The following is an 18,974-nucleotide window of genomic DNA, read 5'->3' as shown; positions in this document are numbered from 1 at the left end:
GAAGCTACTCGGGATTCGACCCGACTTCGCCATCGGCTGCGGCGGCAGGGCCCCTCCCTGCCGGACGCCAAAGGTGTTCGATTTGCGTTGAGTTCACCACGATCAGGTGAATCCATCCGGTTTGAGGAAACCGTTCGGAGCCTGTGCAAGTCACACACCTTGCACTGCACGACATATGCCCCAGGGGGGACCATGAGCCAGCAGCAGTACCCGCCGCAGCAGCCCGAATCGGGCGGCCCCCAACAGCCCTTCGGGCAGGCGCCGTTCGCGCCGCCGCCACCGAAGAAGCCCGGCGCGGGGAAGGTCATCGGCCTGGGCTGTCTCGGTCTCGTTGGTCTCTTCGTTCTGATCGCCCTCATCGGTGCTGTCGTGGGCGGCGGCTCCGGCTCGAACGACTCCAAGAGTGCCGGAGGCACCAAGGCCAGCGGCTCTATGCCGAAGAGTGACAAGGCGGCCGACGGCTCCGGGAGCAGTGACAAGAAGGTCGACAGCGAGCCGAAGGCCGACAGTAAGGTCGTCGTCTTCAAGGTGTGGGGTACCGCACCCGCCGGTGCCCTCGGGCCACTCAACATCACCTACGGGTCCGACTCCGACAACCGCGACGGCGCTTTCAAGAACGGCAAGTTCGAGGCCACCTTGCCCCTTGACGACGACGCAATGTACTTCAACGTCACGGCGCAGCTCCAGGGGTCCGGGGACATCCACTGCTCTGTCACGGTCGGCGGGAAGGTGAAGAAGGCTCACGCGGCCGGCGATTACAACATCTGCAATGCGCAGCTCAGTGCAGGCCTGCTGGGAGGGTGGGACTGACGATGGCTGAGAGCGCTCCGCGACCTCCCGCCACTCCGCCGCCCGGCTTCCCGCTGCCTGCGCTGTCCGAGGTGCCGGTACCGCCGATCCCACCGAAGAAGCGCCGCACCAATGCGATCATCGTCGGCTCGGCCGCCGCTGTGATCGTCACGATCGTCACCACAGGCGTCGTCGTCGTTGGGGCCACAAAGGGATCCACCAACGACGACGACAAGCCGCCCACCACCGCCGCATCGAGCGTCCCGGACGCGGATGTCGTGAGCCCCGTCGCGGAGCCAACGTACGGCGAGGTCGACGCCGAAAGCTTCTCGATCGATCTGCGTACCACCGCGCGGCAGTGCTTCGGATCGGCGGGCTGCAACGTGACCGTGGAGCCGGAGCTGATCTACCTGGGCAGTAGTGGTGTCCTCGACCCGGACGCGGTGTACGAGATCACCTACGAAATCCACGGCGACGACTCCGGTCCGGTCATTGCGACTGCCGAGCTCACGGACCAGACCAGCCTGAGCTACAGACCGTCTCTGATCAGCACCACTTCGGCGAGCACAGAGCTTTCCGTTGAGATCACCAACATTCAGACTGGCTGAGGTGTCCAGCTGACGAAAGGGCCTCCGGTTTGGAACGGAGGCCCTTTCCGAGCCTTCGGAAGCTTGCGGGTCTCAGGTCAAGGTGAGCTCCAGCACCGTCACCGACAGCGGTGGCAGCGTGCTCGTGAAGGTTGCCGCCGCGCCGGTCACCGTGCGAGAGGCGGGCACGAGTGTGTCGGGGGCGGTGAGGGTGTTCGTCGCCGTCGGTGACGGTCCCGTCAGGATCGTGGCTGTGGCGTTCTTCCGGACTCCCTTCGCCAAGCCCTGCAGCTCCACCGGCACATCCACCTTCTCCGTCCCGTAGTTCACCAGCGCCAGGTACACGTGCTTCCCGGTGCGCGTCACCACCGTCGCCAACCCCGGCAGTGCTCGTGCCGTCGCCGGCAACACCATCTCGCCCAGCTTGCTCGTCAGCATCTGCTGGGCCCAATAGCTCGGGGAGACGTAGCTCGTGAGGTTGTCGTAGGCGATCAGATTCGTCGCCCAGACGTTGTTGTTCACGTTGGAGAAGAGCGGCGCGTAGCACTCCATCAGGACCTGGTCCGAGTTGCGGATCAGGCCTGCCAGCCACGCCGCGTCTCCCAGGGCCGCGTTCAGGTCGGGGGTCGGGCGGCCCTCCTGTGCCGCCCACTCGCCCACGAAGACCTTCGTCGACGCGCGGTCCCTGTTGTCGTACTTGTGGGTGGCCGCCTGGGCTGCCGACGGGGCCAGGTAGTAGTGCTCGTCGATGAGGTCGGGGGTGCGGCTCGTGACCGTCGTCGTCGCTATCAGCTTCAGGTGCGGGTACTTCGCCTTGATCGCGTCGTAGAACGCCGTGAAGCGGGCGTCGTAGGACCCCGACCTGTCGAACCAGTCCTCGTTGCCTATCTCCACGAACTCCAGGGGGAACGGCTTCGGGTGGCCGTCGGCCGCACGCCGGGCACCCCACTCACTGGTCACCGGGCCCGTCACGTACTCGATCTCGTCCAACGCGTCTTGGACGAAAGGCGCAAGCGCGTCTCCCGTGACGTGTTCGCCCTTCAGCGTGTAGCCGGCGAAGACCGCCAGGACCGGCTGGGCCTTCATGTCCTCCACCCAGTGGAGGTACTCCATGAGACCCAGCCCATCCGTCGACCAGTAACCCCACGCGTCGTCCATGTGGCCCGGGCGCTCCCAGACCGGGCCGATCGTGTTCTTCCAGTTGAAGCGGGTCGCGATCGTGTTGCCCTCCAGGAAGTTGCCGCCGGGGAAGCGCAGGAACTTCGGCTTCAGGGCGACCAGCTTCTCCATCAGGTCGATACGCAGGCCGTTGGGGCGGTTGTTGTACGTGGGCGGGAAGAGGGAGACGTGCTGGAGCCACAGCGTCTCGCCCGCTGCGGTCGGGTCGGCCGTCGTCACGGTCAGCCTTGCGTCGCCCGTTACCGGGGCGCTCGCATCTGTGCGCAGGGTCAGTTCGAAGGGGCTGTCGGGGAAGGTCGTACCGATGTGCGCGATCCTTGCGGAGGCGTACACCGTCCCTCCGTCGGCCGACTCGATGGACACCGTGAGGGGGCCGATCCCGCGCGACGCCTTCGCGAACAGGCGGGCCGTGTACGTGGTGCGCGGGCGGACCGGGATGCCCCAGAAGCCGTCGTTCGAGACGCCTGCCCGGCTCCCAGCTCCCGTACCGCTCGGCAGTACCACCTTGAGCGAGCGGTTCAGCGCCTCGTTCAACGGAGTCGCCGTGTCCAGCGTCAGCGTCGTCCCACCCACCGCCGACCAGTGCACCGGAGCCGTGTCGCTCGCCATCATCGAGCGGTTCTGCACCAGTTCGGCGTAGATGCCGCCCTCCCCGGAGTGGTTGATGTCCTCGAACATCAGGCCCGGGAGGATGGGGGAGACCGCGTGCGCGGGATTCGACACATCCACGCTCAGCAGGGGGGTCGTGGGCTCCACCGGGACCCCGGCCAGCGTCGCCACCTGGTCCGAGGTGAGGGCCGTTGGGAACAGTTGTACGTCGTCGATCTGGCCGTGGAACTGGTCGACCTGTCCGCCGCCGTAGAGGGCGCGGCCGATCGCCGTGGGCCCGGTGCCGGCCCAACCCGCCGTGTACGCCGTCTCCCCTTCCAGCACGCCGTTCACGTACAGGCGGGTGACGCCGGCCGCGGTGTCACTGACGCCCACCAGGTGGGTCCAGGTGCCGGCGATCGGGGCGGAGGCGGCTGCCGCGACGGCGGCTCCCTGGGTGGCGTCGGACGCCAGGCGGGCGAAGGCGAAGGTGCCCGTGTCGTCGCGCAGGCCCAGGTAGAAGGCGCTGACGACCTTGCCGTCGATGCTGACGGCCGTCTGGTAGCCGCCCAGTTGGGAGAGGTTGACCCACGCGGACACGGAGAACGCCTTGGAGGTGTCCACGACCGGTCCGGACGCCGTGGCGTTGCCGCCCGCCGTGAGGTTCAGGCTGTGGGCGCCCACCTTGCCGTCGCCCCAGCCCGCCGCGCCCTGGAGTGTCGCGATCTCACCGTTGCCGGACGCGTCCGCGGCGGTGGTGCCCGAGCCCTCGTCGAAGGTCCAGTGAGCCGACGCGGCGGGGAGGGTGACGGGAGTGGTCGCGGCGGCGGGGGCGGCCATGGCGGGAGCCGACGCGGCGAATGTCCCGGCCAGGGACGCGACACCGAGGGCGGACAGGACGGTTCTGCGGGACGGTCCGGCTTCTGAAGGCATGCGCGGTTCCTTTGTTCAAGAGATTCGAAGGATTCGAAAGGGGGGCGGGTCTACCGGGGTGATCGGGCGCGGGCTCGCCGAGGGGAGGAGGATCGACGGGCCCGCGCCCGCCCCGACCCTCAGATCACGGCGCGATGCTCCACTGCTGACACGCGTTGTCCAGCTGCTGCCACTGCCGTACCGCCGTCCCGTTGGCCGTCCCGCAGTTCGCCACGTCCAGCGTCATGCCGGTGTTGACGTTGGAGATCGTGTAGTGGCTGCCGACCTTGGTGACGTCCCACTGCTGGCAGGTGTTGCCGAGCGACGCCCACAGCTGGACCGCCGTGCCGTTGGACTGGCCGCAGTCCTTGTCGTCGAGGACCGTGCCGCTGTTGACGTTGGTGATGGTGTAGTGGCCGTTGCCCGCGCTCGCGAACTTCCACTGCTGGCAGGTGTTGCCGAGTGAGGCCCACAGGTCGATCGAAGTGCCGTTGGCGGTACCGCAGTTGACCGCATCCAGGACCTTGCCGGAGTTGGCGTTGGTCAGGCGGTAGGCGGTGCCGGTGACCGGGAAGTTCGCCGTCGGAGTGGTGTAGCCGACGGAAGTTACGTTGGCTTGTACGGCGTTGTCCGTCGCGTCCGTCGGGTAGCCCGACGTCATGACGCCCTCGAAGAAGGAGCCGTCGGAGCCGTTGCTGTTGTCGCCGCCGGTGCCCAGGACGATGGCGCCCTCCTTGTGCATCGGGGCGTAGCCGCTGGTGGTGGGTAGCGCCCCGTTGTAGAAGGTACTGAGGGAGCCCGATTGGGCGTTGCCTCCCTTGATCGCGTACGTCGTCGTGCCGTTGTTCTTCTCCATGGCGGTGACGTACTCGCTGGAGATGCCCGTGTTGCCGGAGTAGGAGCCGTTCGCGCCGAAGAAGAGGCCGTTTTCCAGGTCCGCTTCGACCCAGGGGCCCGATCCGGTGCACGAGAACCAGCACTCCGTACCGAAGTTGATCGCGTCCATGTGGCCGTTGCCGGTGTCGTTGCCGGAGGTCTCGGCGTTGCCGTAGTCGAAGCAGCAGCGGTTGTTGACGTGGTGGCCGCTGGTCACCATGTACGCGCCCTCGGGGGAGCTGCCGGTGGCGATGCCCGTGGTGCTGTTGTCGCGGTAGCCGACGCCGGCCGACACGAAGACGCCGTAGGCCGCGTGACCGCCCACCGTGACCGGGAGGGCGTCGGCGATCGCGCCCACGTCCTGGCCGCCGTTGCCGCCGGGGCCCTCGATGGTCAGGTCGTTGTGGTTCGCGCTCTGGTCGTAGATCTTCGTGATGGTGCAGGTCGTACCGGAGCAGAAGGAGTCCTGGGCCGCCGCGTTGGCGTAGCCGCCCGCGCTGAGCACGCCGATGTTCGTGGTCGCGCCGTCCGACGCGCGCTTCACCTGGTAGAGGGCGCCGTTGTAGGAGGCGTAGAGGGCCCGCGTGGTGCTGTGGGCCGCGGCGCACGGGGTTCCCGCCGAGGCGTAGATGTCGCAGGGCAGGGACGAGGCGGCCGCGGCCGTGGCCGCGGTGCCGACGACCCCGGCCAGGATGCCTGCGAGGAGGGTGAGGGCCGCGCTCACTGTCAGCAGGAGCCCTCTCAGGCGTCGGCCAGTCACTGGACCTTTCACGGTGGACTCTTTCCGTCGGTGAGACACAAATGTGGGCGCTAACATTCCGGGCCCTCACGAGGCGTCAGCGATTCGAGGCGCAGGGGAGGGTGGGGGAGGTAGGGGTGGGGGAGCGCTGACCTGGGCGCATGCTGTTCTCACGTGGTCGGCCAGGGCTGGGGGTCGCTCTCGCGGCTCCGTCTTTTTACGGCTGGATGAATGCCGGGTCAACACGGTTGAACAGTCAAGAGTCCCAAAACAAAAGCTGTGCCGTCTGTTTACCCGAGTGCCCGGACATGCAGAGAGTGATCTTCAGTGAGGCAGTATCCCCAGGTCAGAGCGGACTTGACGAATTCCGCACCCTTGGGAATCCACGCCCCCACGGCGTCCGGATCACCTTGACCGTCGAAGAATGTGTGCGCTAACAATTCGTCACGACGTACACAACACGAACGTGTACAACACGAAGGCGTGTGAGGAGGTGGACCGTGGACACAGAGCGCGCGCCGGTGATGGCGGACGTGGCCCGGATCGCGGGTGTCTCGCACCAGACCGTGTCCCGGGTCCTCAACGACCACCCCAACGTCCGTCCCCGCACCCGGGAACGGGTCCTCGCCGCTGTACGCGAACTCGGCTACCGGCCCAACGCCGCGGCCCGCACCCTGGCCACCCGCCGCACCCGCACCCTGGGTGTGATCAGCTTCAACACCACGCTGTACGGCCCCGCTTGCATGCTCTACGGCATCGAGCAGGCCGCCAGGGAGCACGAGTACGTCGTCACCGTGGCGGCCGTCGGCACCCTCGACCGGAGTTCGGTGCTGGACGCCGTCGAGCGGCTGCGCAACCAGGGGGTGGCCGGGATCGTCGTCATCGCACCGCAGACCGCCGCGGTGGGCGCACTCGCCAACGTGCCGTCGGACGTGCCCCTGGTCGCGGTCGGCTGCGGCACCCACACCGCGTTGGTCTCGGTCGCCGTGGACAACGAGGCCGGTGCCGAACTCGCCACCTCCTACCTGCTCGACCTCGGCCACCGCACGGTGCACCACCTGGCCGGGCCGCGTTCCTGGCTCGACGCGCAGGAACGCGAGACCGGCTGGCGCGCCACCCTGGAGAAGCGGGGCGCCACCGTGCCCGAACCGCTGGCCGGCGCGGACTGGACGGCCCGTACCGGGTACGAGCACGGCCGCCGGATCGCCGCCGACCCCGAGGTCACCGCGGTGTTCTGCGCCAACGACCACATGGCCCTCGGCCTGCTGCGGGCCCTGCAGCAGGGCGGGCGCCGGGTGCCCGAGGACATCAGCGTCGTCGGCTTCGACGACATGCCGGAGACCGAGTACTTCGGCCCGTCGCTGACCACCGTCCGCCAGGACTTCGACGAACTCGGCCGCCGTGCCCTGCGCGCGCTGATCGAGATCGTCGGTGACCCGGACGCCGGGATCCCCGCGTCCGGCGACAGACCCCACATCGTCATACCGCCCAGCCTTGTCGTGCGGACCTCGGCGACCCGCCCGCGACACCGAACAGAGAGCCCGACATGACCGACCCCCGGTAGCACCTCGGAACAGTAACGCCCTGACCCACAGGGCCCTTTGTGAGCCGCGTGCCATTACGTGGCACGAAGCTCAACCTCGGATCGTCGCTTCGAGCGGTCGGCGTCTTCCCCGTCCAGGTCTGCTGTCAGGCAACCTCGTGCCCTCGCCGCGCTCACCCTGCTGAGCCCCCTCGCACACCGGCATGCCCGTGAACCGGCGTGCGCTCCTCACGATCCCTGTCTTCTCGAACCCTCAACTCGCCATGCAACGAAGGGCGTTGACCACCCATGACCCGTGCCAGAAGGCCCCGCACCATAGCCGTCGCGACCGCCGTCCTCCTCTCCCTCGCCGCCGCAGGCTGCTCCAAGAGCGCGGGCGGCTCCGACACCGCAGGATCGGGCAGCGGCACCAAGGCCGCCGCCCCCGTAACCCTGGCCGGTTCGGTCACCTTCAACCAGGCCAACCTCGCCAAGCTCGACGCCGCGCTGAAGTCCGCGCTGGCCGGCAAGGACCTGTCCAAGGTCGACATCGCGATGGTCGTGAACGTGGCCGCCGACTACTGGAAGGCCGGTCAGGTCGGCTTCCTCAAGGGCTGCTCCGACCTCGGCATCGCGAAGAGCAAGTGCACCTACTTCGCCCCGCCCAACGGCAAGCTGACCGAGCAGAACTCCGAGCTGGAGACGCTGCGTTCGCAGGGCGTCACCGGCTACTCGATCTCGGCGATCGACCCGACCTCGGCCGCCGGGACCATCCACACCGACGTCCAGAAGGGCATTAGCGTCCTCGCGATCGACTCCCCGCTGCCCGGCACCGACGCCGCCTCGCTCTACCTCGGCACCCCCAACTACACCGCCGGCTTCCAGGCGGGCACCGCGATGAAGCAAGTACTGGGCGGCAAGGGCAAGGTGGCGATCCTGGTCGGCTCGCTCACCGCGTCCAACGCCACCCAGCGGATCGCGGGCTTCGAGGCAGCACTCAAGGGCACCAAGATCACCGTTGCCCAGAAGGTCAACGACAACCTCCAGGCCAGTACGGCCACTTCGGACGCGGAGACCATCCTCGCCAACAACCCGGACGTCAACGGCCTCTACGGCGTCTTCTCCTACGACGGTCCCGCGCTGGCCCAGGCTGTGACCTCGGCGGGCAAGACGGCCTCGGTGCACATCGTGTCCGACGACTCCGACGCCCAGACGCTGAAGTTCATCAAGTCCGGTGTCATCTCCGGCACCGTGGTGCAGATGCCGTACCAGCAGGGCTACACCGGGGCGTACATCCTGGCCGCGGAGAAGGTGCTGGGCAAGGACAAGACCATGGCGCTCGTCAAGCCGTACCTGGAGAAGGACGGTTCGACCCTGAGCTCCGGCGTCGGCCTGGTCACCAAGTCCGACCTGGGCGCCTACCAGTCCCTTGAGTCGCAGCTCGGGATCGGCTGAGCATGACCTCCACGAAGGCGGCCAAGAAGACCGCCCCGGACCGCGCGGTCACCGCGCGGCTGCGGGGAGTCCACAAGTCGTACGGTCCGGTACGCGTCCTCGATCTGCCCGAACTCGACCTCTACGCCGGTCAGGTGATCGGCGTCGTCGGCGAGAACGGTGCCGGGAAGTCCACGCTGATGGGCACCTTGGCCGGGTCGGTCCACCGGGACGGCGGCGAGATCCTGATCGACGGCGAGCCCCTGGCCGCCGGGTCCACCGAGGCCGCGGGACAGCTCGGCATCGCCATGGTCTCCCAGGAGTTCCCGCTGGTCGGACAGCTCTCGGTGGCCGAGAACCTGCTCCTGGGCCGTCGCCCGCGCGAGTCGAAGCGACGGCTCCTGGTGGACCGTACGGCTCAGCGGGCCGAGGCGAGCGCGATGCTCGCGGAGATCGGGCTGTCCGCCGAGACGATCCCGGTGAACCGGGAGGTGCGCACCCTTCCGGTGCCTACCCGGCAGATGATCGAGATCGCCAAGGCCTGGGGCCGCGAACCCAAGCTGCTCATCCTGGACGAGCCGACCTCCTCCCTGGGCCCGGTCGAGGCCGCCATGGTGCTCGGCCTGGCCCGCCAACTCGCCGAACGCGGCGGCACCGTGCTGTTCATCGGGCACCGGCTGGACGAAGTACGGGACATCAGCGACCGCGTGCTCGTGCTGCGCAACGGCAGGCTGGTCGCCGACCTCGAACCGGGCGAGGCCACCGAGGAACGGCTGATCCGGGAGATGGTCGGCGGCGAGGTCGCCCAGGGCGAACCGAAGGCACCGCCCGCCACCAGCCCGGTCCTGCTCCGCGCCGAGGGCCTGACCGCCGACGGCCTCGGACCGGTCGACCTGGAGGTGCGCGAGGGCGAGATCCTCGGCGTGGCCGGACTGATGGGGTCGGGCCGCAGCCGCCTGGTTCACACGATCGCCGGGGCACAGCCCTCGACCGGCGGCCGGATGCTGCTGGGCGGCGAGCCCTACCGGCCCCGGGGCGCCGGTGACGGCGTGGCGGCCGGGATCGCCCTGATCCCCGAGGACCGCAAGGAGCAGTCGCTCGTGCTGTTCGCGTCGATCCGGGCGAACGTCGTCGTCTCGGTGCTTAAGCGGATCAGCACCCGGGGGCTGCTCGGCCCGGGCCGGGAGCGCGCCGAGGCACGGAAGATCACCGAGAACGTCAATGTGCGGATGCAGTCGGTGGAGCAGCCGATCGGCTCGCTGTCCGGCGGCAACCAGCAACGCGCCATCTTCGGCCGGGCGTTCGCTGCCGAACCGCGTCTGCTGCTGCTCGACGAACCCACCCGTGGTGTGGACGTGGGCGCGAAGGCGGAGATCTACAAGCTGATCGACCAGGCGGCCGAGCAGGGCATGGGGATCGTGGTCGCCTCCTCCGAACTGGAGGAACTGCTGTGGATCTGCCACCGCGTCGCGGTGATGAACCACGGGCGGGTGGCCACGGTCATAGACCGGGCCGACGCCACCAAGGAGCGGATCATGACGGCCGCGGCCGGCACCGCTCCCTCCGACAACCCTCACGTGACGAACGGAGCCACAGCATGAGCGCGCAGACCACGCTCGCCCCGAACGAGGTCGCGCCGCCGTCCCGTTCGGCCGTGAAGACCCTCGCCCGCAGACTCGCCGCCTCCCCGGAGGCCGGCGTGATCATCGCCTGCGTGGTGGTGTTCGCGGCGATCGCCGCCAACGCCGAGACGTACACGGCGGTGGGCAACCTCCAGGTGATGGGCCGCGACCTCTCCCAGGTCGGCATCCTCGCCATCGGCGAGTCACTGGTCATCCTCACCGGCGGCATCGACCTGTCGGTGGGCGCGCTCGCCGGTCTGGCGGGCATCCTGGCCGGCTGGATGAACGTCAACGAGGGCCTGCCCGCGCCCCTCGCGATCCTGCTCACGCTGGTGATCACCGCAGGCGTCGGCCTCTGGCACGGCGTCATGGTCACCCGCCTCAACGTGCCGCCCTTCGTGATCACTCTGGTCACCTACACCGTCGCGCAGGGCACCGCGCTCGCCATCACCAGCGGCTCGCCCATCAACAACCTCGACCCGCTGTTCAGCAACCTCAGCCAGTACTACCTCGGCCAAGTCCCCGTCCCCGCCCTGTTCTTCGTCGGCGCGGCCGCCGTCGCCTGGTTCGTCCTGGAGCGCACCTACGTGGGCCGCCAGATCTACGCGGTCGGCGGCAACAAGGAGGCCGCCCGGCTCGCCGGAATCCCGACCGCCCGCCGTATCACCTCCACCTACATCGCCAGCTCCGCCCTCGCAGGCCTGGTCGGCATCCTGGTGATCGGCCGTATGAACGTCGCCGACCCCTCCGTCGGCGCCGGCTGGGAACTGACCGCGATCGCCGCGGCGGTGGTCGGCGGGATGTCGCTGTCCGGCGGCGAGGGCCGTATCGCGGGCATCGCGGCGGGCGCGATCCTGCTGGAGTTCATCACCAACGGCCTGCTCGCCCTGAAGGTCAGTCCCTACGACCAACAGGTCGTCCAGGGTGCGGTCCTGGGCGTCGCGATCCTGCTCGACCGGGCGCGGGCCCGGTACTTCGGCCGAAGCCGGAGCTAGCACGCCGGCCGCTCTTACCACCGTAGACCGACATGAGGAGGCGCCGGTGAACGCCGGACACGAGACAGCCACGAACCCGGAACCCTGCGTCGTAGGAGTCGATTTCGGGACGCTGTCCGGACGGGCCGTGGTGGTCCGCGTGCGGGACGGCGCGGAGCTGGGCACCGCCGAGCACGCGTACCGGCACGCGGTCCTTGACCGGGAACTGCCGGACGGTACCGGGCTGCCGCCGGACTGGGCCCTTCAGGTGCCGTCGGACTACATCGACGTACTGCGTCACGCCGTCCCCGAGGCCCTTGCCCGAGCCGGTGTGCGTCCGGATCAAGTCGTCGGTATCGGCACGGACTTCACCGCCTGCACGATGGTGCCGACGCTCGCCGACGGCACCCCGCTGTGCGAGCTGCCCGGCCTGAGCGACCGCCCCCATGCCTACGTCAAGCTGTGGCGCCACCACGCCGCCCAGGCGCAGGCCGACCGGATCACGGAATTGGCCGCGGCGCGCAAGGAGCCGTGGCTGGCGCGGTACGGCGGGAAGATCTCCTCGGAGTGGGAGTTCGCCAAGGCGCTTCAGCTCCTGGAGGAGGACCCCGAGATCTACGACCGCATGGAGCGGTGGGTGGAGGCGGCGGACTGGATCGTGTGGCGGCTGTGCGGGACGTACGTCCGCAACGCCTGCACCGCCGGTTACAAGGGCCAGCTCCAGGAGGGCGCGTATCCCTCGCGCGCCTACCTGGAGGCGCTGAACCCCGGCTTCGCCGACTTCGTGACGGAGAAACTGGATCAGCCAGTTGGCCAACTCGGCTCCCGCGCAGGCGGGTTGACGGCCGAGGCGGCGACCTGGACCGGACTGCCCGAGGGCATCGCGGTCTGCGTGGGCAACGTCGACGCCCATGTGACGGCACCCGCGGCGGGCGCGGTGGAGCCGGGACAGATGGTGGCCATCATGGGCACCTCGACCTGCCATGTGATGAGCTCCGACCGCGACGGGACGGTACCGGGCATGTGCGGGGTCGTCGACGGCGGCATCCTGCCGGGCCTGTGGGGTTACGAGGCGGGACAGAGCGGCGTCGGCGACATCTTCGGCTGGTTCGTCCGCACCGGTTTTCCCGCCGTGTACGCCGAACAGGCCGCCGCCCTCGGCCGCGACGCGCACGAACACCTGACGGCCCTCGCGGCCGGGCAACAGGTGGGCGAGCACGGGCTGATCGCGCTGGACTGGCACAGCGGCAACCGTTCCGTCCTGGTCGACCACGACCTCAGCGGTGTGATGGTCGGCCTGACCCTGTCGACCCGCCCCGAGGACGTCTACCGCGCCCTGCTGGAGGCCACCGCCTTCGGCACCCGCACCATCATCGAGGCGTTCGAGACGGCCGGCGTACCGGTCGGCGAACTGATCATCGCGGGCGGCCTGACGAAGAACGCCCTGCTGATGCAGATCTACGCCGACGTCACCAGGCGCCCCCTGGGGGTCATCGGCTCGGCACAGGGCCCCGCCCTCGGCGCGGCGATGCACGCGGCGGTGGCGGCGGGGGCGTACGACGACATCCAGGCCGCCGCCCGGTCCATGGGCAAGGCCGACCGCGGGGTGTACCAGCCGGACCCGGAGCGGGCCGCGGCCTACGACCGCCTGTACGCCGAATACCGGGTCCTGCACGACTACTTCGGCCGCGGCACCAACGACGTCATGCACCGTCTGCGCGCTCTGCGCGCCGAAGCCTCTTCCTGAAAGGACCCACCCTCATGGACACCAACACCACCCCCTATCCCGACCAGGAGATCTGGTTTCTCACCGGCAGTCAGGGCCTGTACGGCGACGACGTCCTGCGCCAAGTGGCCGACCAGTCGCGGAGCATCTCCGAGACCCTCGGCAGGAAGATCCCGGTCAGGGTCGTGTGGAAGCCGGTTTTGACCGACGCCGACGCGATCCGCAGGCTGTGCCAGGAGGCGAGCGCCTCCGACACCTGCGTGGGTGTCATCGTGTGGATGCACACCTTCTCCCCGGCCAAGATGTGGATCGCGGGCCTGTCCGCCCTGGACGTGCCCCTGCTGCACCTGCACACCCAGTACAACCTGTCGCTGCCCTGGCCGAGCATCGACATGGACTTCATGAACCTCAACCAAGCGGCCCACGGGGACCGCGAGTTCGGCCACATCGAGTCCCGGGTCGGCGTCGACCGGAAGATCGTCGCAGGTCACGCCACCGACCCCAGAGTCGTACGACGTGTCGCCGCCTGGGCGCGGGCCGCCGTCGGCCGGCACGCCTCGCGCACCCTGCGCCTGGCCCGCTTCGGCGACAACATGCGCGATGTGGCCGTGACCGAGGGCGACAAGGTCGAGGCGCAGTTGCGGTTCGGGTTCTCGGTGAACACCTACGGTGTCAACGACCTGGTCGCCGTGGTCGACGCGGTCGAGGACAAGGCGGCGGCCGAACTGGCCGCCGAGTACGTCGAGTCGTACGACGTGGTCCCGGCCCTGCGCCCCGGCGGCATCCGCCACGACTCCCTCCTGTACGCCGCCCGCCAGGAACTGGGCCTGCGCACCTTCCTCACCGAGGGCAACTTCACCGCGTTCACCACCAACTTCGAGGACCTCGGCGGGCTGCGCCAGCTCCCCGGCCTCGCGGTCCAGCGGCTGATGGCCGACGGGTACGGCTTCGGCGGCGAGGGCGACTGGAAGACCTCCGCCCTGCTGCGCGTGCTGAAGGTGATGGGCCAGGGACAGCCCGGCGGCACCAGCTTCATGGAGGACTACACCTACCACCTGGGCCCCGGCACACCCCGCATCCTGGGCGCACACATGCTGGAGGTCTGCCCCTCGATCGCGGCCGCCCGGCCCAGCTGCGAGATCCACCCGCTGTCCATCGGCGGCCGCGAGGACCCCGTCCGGCTCGTCTTCGACGCCGCCCCCGGCCCCGCCCTCGTCGTCGGCCTCTCCGACCTGGGCGACCGCTTCCGCCTGACCGCCAACGAGGTCGATGTCGTCGGGCCTGCCGAGCCGCTGCCCCAACTCCCCGTGGCCCGGGCGGTGTGGAAGCCGCGTCCCTCACTCGCGGAGTCGGCGGAGAGCTGGCTGCTGGCTGGCGCCCCGCACCACACCGTCCTCACCTCCGCCGTCGACCCCGAGACCCTGACGGACTACGCCTCCATGACCGGCGTCGAACTCCTGACCATTGGCGCGGACACCAGCGTCGAGCAACTGGCCAAGGAGATCCGCTGGAACGCGGCGTACCACCGCCTCGCCCAGGCCCTGTGACGGCCATCCCAGGAGAGAACTGATGACCGTACGAGTCCGCGACGGCCTGCGGCAAGAGGTACTGGACGCCAACCTGGCCATCCCTCACGTCGGCCTGGCCACACTGACCTGGGGCAACGTGAGCGGTGTCGACCGGGAGGCCGGGGTCTTCGTGATCAAGCCGTCCGGAGTGCCGTATGAAGACCTCACCCTCGACCACCTGGTGACGGTCCGCCTGTCCGACGGTGCCGTGGTGGAGGGCGACCTGCGCCCCTCCACCGACACCGAGACCCACCGCTGCCTGTACCTGGCGTTCCCGTCCGTCGGCGGCGTGACCCACACCCACTCCACCCACGCCGTCGCCTTCGCCCAGGCCCGCCGCGACATCCCCGTCCTGGGCACCACCCACGCCGACACCTTCAACGGCCCCATCCCCGTCACCCGGGACCTGACCGCCGAACAGTGCGCGAAGGACTACGAGTACAACACCGGCCGCGTCATCGTCGACATGCTGAAGGAAGACGACCAGAAGGCAGCCGAAGTCCCCGCCGCCCTCGTCGCGAACCACGGCCCCTTCACCTGGGGCACCACCGCCCGCAAGTCCCTGGAACACGCGATCATCTGCGAAGCCGTCGCCGACATCGCCCTCCACACCCTGTCCCTGTCCCCGACCTCACCACCCCCCGCCCACCTCCTGGAGCGCCACTACACCCGCAAACACGGCCCCGACGCGTACTACGGAAACCCGGACATGACACCCGCCAGATGACCGATTGCTCCGCCCAGCTTGTTCGTTCCCCCGAAGTCCGAAGTCCGTCGGAGTCGAGGCCCAGGTAGCGACGGGCCTCAGACCGCTCGTCGCAGGCTGGTTCCGTCGCCCAGCCCCGGGCCCCGGTCGTCCCACCCATTCTCCAGGTTGCCGCTAGTACTCGTTGCCAGTCTCGCTTCGGCTCGCCCCCGCGGGCCACGGAGTCACTCTCACCGTCACCGAAGCGAGGTAGAGCCGATGTCTGCAGGACGCGTCGACACACACCACCACGTGCTGCCACCCGCTTACCGGAACTGGCTGATCGAGAAGGGGCTGTACAAGGCGCGACCCGTACCGTGGAGCGTCGCCCGCACGATCCGCATGCTGGACGACCACGGCATCCGGACGGCGATCGTCTCGACGGCCCCGATCGGCCTCAGGCTGGACGCGGAGGACCTCGCCCCCAAGGCGCGTGAGGTCAATGAGTTCACCGCCGAGATGGCGAAGGACTACCCGGACCGGTTCGGATTCTTCGCCACCCTTCCGCTGCCCGATGTCGACGCGGCGCTGGAGGAAATCCGTGTCGCCTACGACGAGTTCGGAGCCGACGGCGTTCTGCTGCCGACCAATGTGCACGGACGCTATCTCGGCGACCCCGAGTTCGAGCCCGTCTTCGAGGAGCTCGACCGCCGCAACGCCGTCCTGTTCACCCACCCCACGGGCGTCGGCGGTACCCCCGCGCCGGGCATCCCGTCGTACGTCGCGGACTACCTGCTCGACACGGTGCGCACGGCGATCGACCTGGTGCGCACGGGGCGAACGGTGAAGTACCCGAACGTGCGCATCATCCTGTCGCACGGCGGCGGCTTCGTGCCTTTCGCGGCCCACCGCATGGCCACCGCGCCCGCCACCTGGGGCGACCTCAGCACGGCGGACGTCGTGGAGCAGATGCGCTCCTTCTACTTCGACACCGCCCTCACGGCCAGCCCCTCCAGCCTGCCCAGCCTTCTTGCCTTCGCCCGCCCCGGACACGTCCTGTACGGCAGCGACTGGCCGTTCGCGGAGGAGGAGATCCCCTACTACAACGGCTTCCTCGACACCCACGACATGACGCCCGAGCAGCGCGACGGCATCAACCACGCCAACGCCCAGGCGCTGTTCCCCGGCCGAATCAAGGACTGACCGCGCCCGCCGGGCCTCATGGGGCCCGCCACACCGAGGGACTTGCCATGACCACGTTCCATTCCGCGGCCCGCCGTCGCTACGTCCTGCTGCCACCCGCCGGCGGAGAGCACCTGAACATCTTCGGCAACAGCTTCTCGATGAAGCTGAGCGGCGACGACACGGACGGTTCCCTTGCCATGATCGAGGCCGTCTTCCCGCCGGGCGGCAACGCCCCGCCCCACCTGCACCGCACCCACACCGAGGCGTTCTACGTGGTCCGCGGGCGCTTCGAGGTACTGACCGGTGACGAACTGATCGAAGCCGGCCCCGGCGCGTTCTGCTACGCACCGCGGGGTGTTCCGCACGCCTTCAAGAACATCGGGGACGAGCCGGGCACTCTCCTCAGCGTCATCAATCCGGCGGGCTACGAGAACCACTTCCGGGAGATCGACGCCATCACGCCCGGACAGGCGACCCCCGAGGTGCTCAAGGAGATCTTCGACCGCTACGACCAGGAACCGGCCTGACCGCCGGTACCGGTCACAGCACGGACAACGACCTGGAGTGAGTCATGGACGACCGGCGATTGGGCCGAGGAGGACTGCGGGCATCCGCCCTGGGCCTGGGCACCATGGGTATGGGCGGCTCGTACGGGCCGGTGGACGAGGCCGAGGCATCGGCCACCGTACAGCGCGCCCTCGACCTGGGCGTGACCCTCATCGACACCGCCGACTTCTACGGGCCCGACGGGGCCGGCGAGAAGGTCGTGGGCGCGGCGCTCGCCGGGCGGCGGGACGAGGCGGTCATCGCCTCGAAGACGGGGATGGAGGCCGTCGCGGGCGGACCCCCGCGAGTCAACGGGCGGCCGGAGTTCATCAAGTCGCGGATCGACGCGTCGCTGACCCGGCTCGGGACCGACCGCATCGACCTGTACTACCTGGCGCGGGTCGATCCCGACGTACCTGTGGAGGAGTCGATCGGGGTCCTCGGCGAACTGGTCGAGGCGGGCAAGGTCGGCCACATCGGTCTGTGTGAGGTCTCCGCCGCCACCGTGCGCCGTGCCCACGCCGTGCATCCGGTCGCCGCGGTGCAGACCGAGTACTCGCTGTGGGAGCGACACGTCGAACGGGAGATCCTGCCCACGCTCCGGGAGCTGGGCGTGTCCCTGGTCGCCTACCGGCCGCTCGGCAGCGGGTTCCTCAGCGGTGACCTGACCATGGACCGACTGGCCATGGCGGACTTCAGGCGCAACGATCCCCGGCTGCGGGGGGACAACCTCTACCGGAACATGACGTTCCTTCCGGTCCTGTACGAGCTGGCCGAGAACAAAGGCGTCACACCGGCGCAACTTGCCCTTGCCTGGCTTCTCGCCCAGGGCGAGGACGTCATCCCCATCCCGGGCACCAAGCGCCGCACCTACCTGCGGCAGAACGTGGCCGCCCTGGAGGTCGCGCTGACCCCGGACGAGATCCAGGGGCTCAGCGACGTGATCCCGGCCGCGCTCGGCGAGCGGTATCCCGCACCTCTGCTCAGGACCATCGACGTCTGACGCCGCCGTCTCCCCGGCCTCGTCCCCGGGGGTGCCCCGTGCTCGTTTCCCACGGCCCGAAAGGAAAGTTGCCATGAAGGTCAAGCACACCACTGTCGTCCGCCGGCCCGCCGACCAAGTGCACGAACTGGTGGCCGATGTCCGATGGTGGCCGTTGCTGTTCGAGAACATCGTGCACGTCGAGGTCATGGAACAGTCCGCTGACTCGGACCGGCTGAGGCTGTGGGCCGTGGACGTCGACTCCGCCTTCGAGGCAGCCGTGTCGGCCGGCCGCGACACCACACCCGCGCCAGGGATCGTCCGCAGCTGGACGGCACGGCGCACCTTCCGCCGGACCCCGGTGCCCACCATCGTCTTCGGCCAGGAGACGCCGCAGCCGCCGCTGCTGTCCATGGGCGGTACCTGGGAGTTCCGCGCGGTGCCGGACCCGGACACCTGCGAGGTGAGTCTGACCCACGAGGTGATGGCCGACGGCGGCACCGGCCGGCACCCCTGGATCCGCCCCATGGTCGAAGCCGCCACGGAGTCCCAGCTCACGGGCCTGCGGACCGCCGCTCACCTGCCGCACGGCACCGCCCGGGCGGTGGCCGACCTCAGCGGCACCGCGCAGGTCCGGATCGAAGCGGCGGGCCCCGACCGGCTCCTGACGGATCTTCACACGCCGCCGTCACTCTCCGGCGCGCTGCGCGTCCCGGTGGCGGACGACGTGTTCCTGGCCGTGCAGCCCGGCCGGCGCGGCGCACGGCTGACGGTCTGCCTCAGCCTGCCCGGCGGGCGGGTCGTCACCAAGCGGCTCCGTCCGCCCGCAGTCCTGCTCGCCCTCACCGACGAGTGGACGGTGACCCCAGGTGCCGATGCCACCGGCGAACTGCGGGTCGGCGTCCACCGCAGGGCGTTGCTCTCCGCGCCGCGCCACGGTCGGCGCGGGTCCGACCGTGTCGCCGAGCGGGTGCGCGACTGCCTGTCGGCGGACATCGGCGACAGCCTTCAGCAGCTGACGGTACTGAGCACGGCCGCGGCCTGAGCGGTCGCCCGACAC

The 18,974-nt window shown here is 69.3% G+C and carries 15 protein-coding genes; 13 read left to right on the top strand and 2 right to left on the bottom strand.

Annotated features, from left to right (window positions below):
- Positions 1-192 precede the first annotated feature (192 nt).
- A complete protein-coding gene (locus tag AB0D34_RS13860) occupies positions 193-810 on the top strand; it encodes a hypothetical protein (protein WP_362661107.1) in 618 nt (205 codons plus the stop codon).
- A gap of 2 nt (positions 811-812) precedes the next feature.
- Entirely contained in the window at positions 813-1,397 is a 585-nt protein-coding gene (locus tag AB0D34_RS13855) for a hypothetical protein (protein ID WP_362661105.1), read from the top strand.
- A 72-nt stretch (positions 1,398-1,469) separates the two neighbouring features.
- Here the strand turns inward: AB0D34_RS13855 and AB0D34_RS13850 are convergent, their stop codons facing one another.
- Together AB0D34_RS13850 and AB0D34_RS13845 are read right to left on the bottom strand one after the other, a co-directional pair.
- Positions 1,470-4,076, bottom strand: a complete 2,607-nt coding sequence (locus AB0D34_RS13850; RefSeq protein ID WP_362661103.1) for a LamG-like jellyroll fold domain-containing protein — start codon at positions 4,074-4,076, stop codon at positions 1,470-1,472.
- A 124-nt stretch (positions 4,077-4,200) separates the two neighbouring features.
- Entirely contained in the window at positions 4,201-5,655 is a 1,455-nt protein-coding gene (locus tag AB0D34_RS13845) for an arabinofuranosidase catalytic domain-containing protein (protein ID WP_362661101.1), read from the bottom strand.
- 515 nt (positions 5,656-6,170) lie between these two features.
- On the opposite strand from AB0D34_RS13845, the gene AB0D34_RS13840 reads away from it, so the two are divergent.
- The 11 genes from AB0D34_RS13840 (at position 6,171) to AB0D34_RS13790 (ending at position 18,959) form a co-directional block, all read left to right on the top strand.
- Positions 6,171-7,220: a substrate-binding domain-containing protein gene (locus tag AB0D34_RS13840; protein ID WP_362661100.1), complete on the top strand. Its 1,050-nt coding sequence runs from the start codon at positions 6,171-6,173 to the stop codon at positions 7,218-7,220.
- 281 nt (positions 7,221-7,501) lie between these two features.
- Positions 7,502-8,647 carry a substrate-binding domain-containing protein gene (locus AB0D34_RS13835; protein ID WP_362661099.1) on the top strand — a complete coding sequence of 382 codons (1,146 nt, stop codon included), beginning with the start codon at positions 7,502-7,504 and terminating at the stop codon, positions 8,645-8,647.
- A 2-nt stretch (positions 8,648-8,649) separates the two neighbouring features.
- Positions 8,650-10,227 carry a sugar ABC transporter ATP-binding protein gene (locus tag AB0D34_RS13830; RefSeq protein ID WP_362661097.1) on the top strand — a complete coding sequence of 526 codons (1,578 nt, stop codon included), beginning with the start codon at positions 8,650-8,652 and terminating at the stop codon, positions 10,225-10,227.
- Positions 10,224-11,243, top strand: a complete 1,020-nt coding sequence (locus AB0D34_RS13825) for an ABC transporter permease (protein ID WP_362661096.1) — start codon at positions 10,224-10,226, stop codon at positions 11,241-11,243. The genes AB0D34_RS13830 and AB0D34_RS13825 overlap by 4 nt, the downstream gene beginning before the upstream one ends.
- 46 nt (positions 11,244-11,289) lie before the next feature.
- The gene (gene araB / locus AB0D34_RS13820; RefSeq protein ID WP_362661095.1) at positions 11,290-12,969 is read left to right on the top strand and encodes a ribulokinase; all 1,680 of its coding nucleotides are present in this window, start codon (positions 11,290-11,292) and stop codon (positions 12,967-12,969) included.
- A gap of 14 nt (positions 12,970-12,983) precedes the next feature.
- Positions 12,984-14,495, top strand: a complete 1,512-nt coding sequence (gene araA, locus AB0D34_RS13815) for an L-arabinose isomerase (RefSeq protein WP_362661093.1) — start codon at positions 12,984-12,986, stop codon at positions 14,493-14,495.
- Between the two features lie 22 nt (positions 14,496-14,517).
- Complete coding sequence (gene araD, locus AB0D34_RS13810; protein ID WP_362661092.1) at positions 14,518-15,243, top strand: L-ribulose-5-phosphate 4-epimerase AraD; 726 nt, start codon at positions 14,518-14,520, stop codon at positions 15,241-15,243.
- 237 nt (positions 15,244-15,480) lie between these two features.
- Positions 15,481-16,404 (top strand): amidohydrolase family protein, encoded by a 924-nt coding sequence (locus AB0D34_RS13805; RefSeq protein WP_362661091.1) that lies wholly within the window; start codon positions 15,481-15,483, stop codon positions 16,402-16,404.
- A 47-nt stretch (positions 16,405-16,451) separates the two neighbouring features.
- Complete coding sequence (locus AB0D34_RS13800) at positions 16,452-16,913, top strand: cupin domain-containing protein (RefSeq protein WP_362661089.1); 462 nt, start codon at positions 16,452-16,454, stop codon at positions 16,911-16,913.
- Positions 16,914-16,957: 44 nt separating this feature from the next.
- On the top strand, positions 16,958-17,935 hold the full coding sequence (locus AB0D34_RS13795) for an aldo/keto reductase (RefSeq protein WP_362661088.1): 978 nt from the start codon (positions 16,958-16,960) through the stop codon (positions 17,933-17,935).
- A gap of 73 nt (positions 17,936-18,008) precedes the next feature.
- The gene (locus tag AB0D34_RS13790) at positions 18,009-18,959 is read left to right on the top strand and encodes an aromatase/cyclase (protein ID WP_362661087.1); all 951 of its coding nucleotides are present in this window, start codon (positions 18,009-18,011) and stop codon (positions 18,957-18,959) included.
- Positions 18,960-18,974: the final 15 nt, after the last annotated feature.

Source organism: Streptomyces sp. NPDC048420, assembly GCF_040651535.1.
Lineage (GTDB): Bacteria > Actinomycetota > Actinomycetes > Streptomycetales > Streptomycetaceae > Streptomyces.
Note: the sequence above shows the minus strand (reverse complement) of the source record. Positions and strands in the feature narration are given on the sequence as shown.

Bases quoted from the DNA above. Each gene is read 5' to 3' on its own strand.
- AB0D34_RS13790 (WP_362661087.1), top strand. From the start codon at position 18,009: ATGAAGGTCAAGCACACCACTGTCGTCCGCCGGCCCGCCGACCAAGTG.
- AB0D34_RS13825 (WP_362661096.1), top strand. From the start codon at position 10,224: ATGAGCGCGCAGACCACGCTCGCCCCGAACGAGGTCGCGCCGCCGTCC.
- AB0D34_RS13830 (WP_362661097.1), top strand. From the start codon at position 8,650: ATGACCTCCACGAAGGCGGCCAAGAAGACCGCCCCGGACCGCGCGGTC.
- AB0D34_RS13855 (WP_362661105.1), top strand. From the start codon at position 813: ATGGCTGAGAGCGCTCCGCGACCTCCCGCCACTCCGCCGCCCGGCTTC.
- araD (WP_362661092.1), top strand. From the start codon at position 14,518: ATGACCGTACGAGTCCGCGACGGCCTGCGGCAAGAGGTACTGGACGCC.
- AB0D34_RS13860 (WP_362661107.1), top strand. From the start codon at position 193: ATGAGCCAGCAGCAGTACCCGCCGCAGCAGCCCGAATCGGGCGGCCCC.
- AB0D34_RS13805 (WP_362661091.1), top strand. From the start codon at position 15,481: ATGTCTGCAGGACGCGTCGACACACACCACCACGTGCTGCCACCCGCT.
- AB0D34_RS13795 (WP_362661088.1), top strand. From the start codon at position 16,958: ATGGACGACCGGCGATTGGGCCGAGGAGGACTGCGGGCATCCGCCCTG.
- AB0D34_RS13850 (WP_362661103.1), bottom strand. From the start codon at position 4,076: ATGCCTTCAGAAGCCGGACCGTCCCGCAGAACCGTCCTGTCCGCCCTC.
- AB0D34_RS13835 (WP_362661099.1), top strand. From the start codon at position 7,502: ATGACCCGTGCCAGAAGGCCCCGCACCATAGCCGTCGCGACCGCCGTC.
- AB0D34_RS13800 (WP_362661089.1), top strand. From the start codon at position 16,452: ATGACCACGTTCCATTCCGCGGCCCGCCGTCGCTACGTCCTGCTGCCA.
- araA (WP_362661093.1), top strand. From the start codon at position 12,984: ATGGACACCAACACCACCCCCTATCCCGACCAGGAGATCTGGTTTCTC.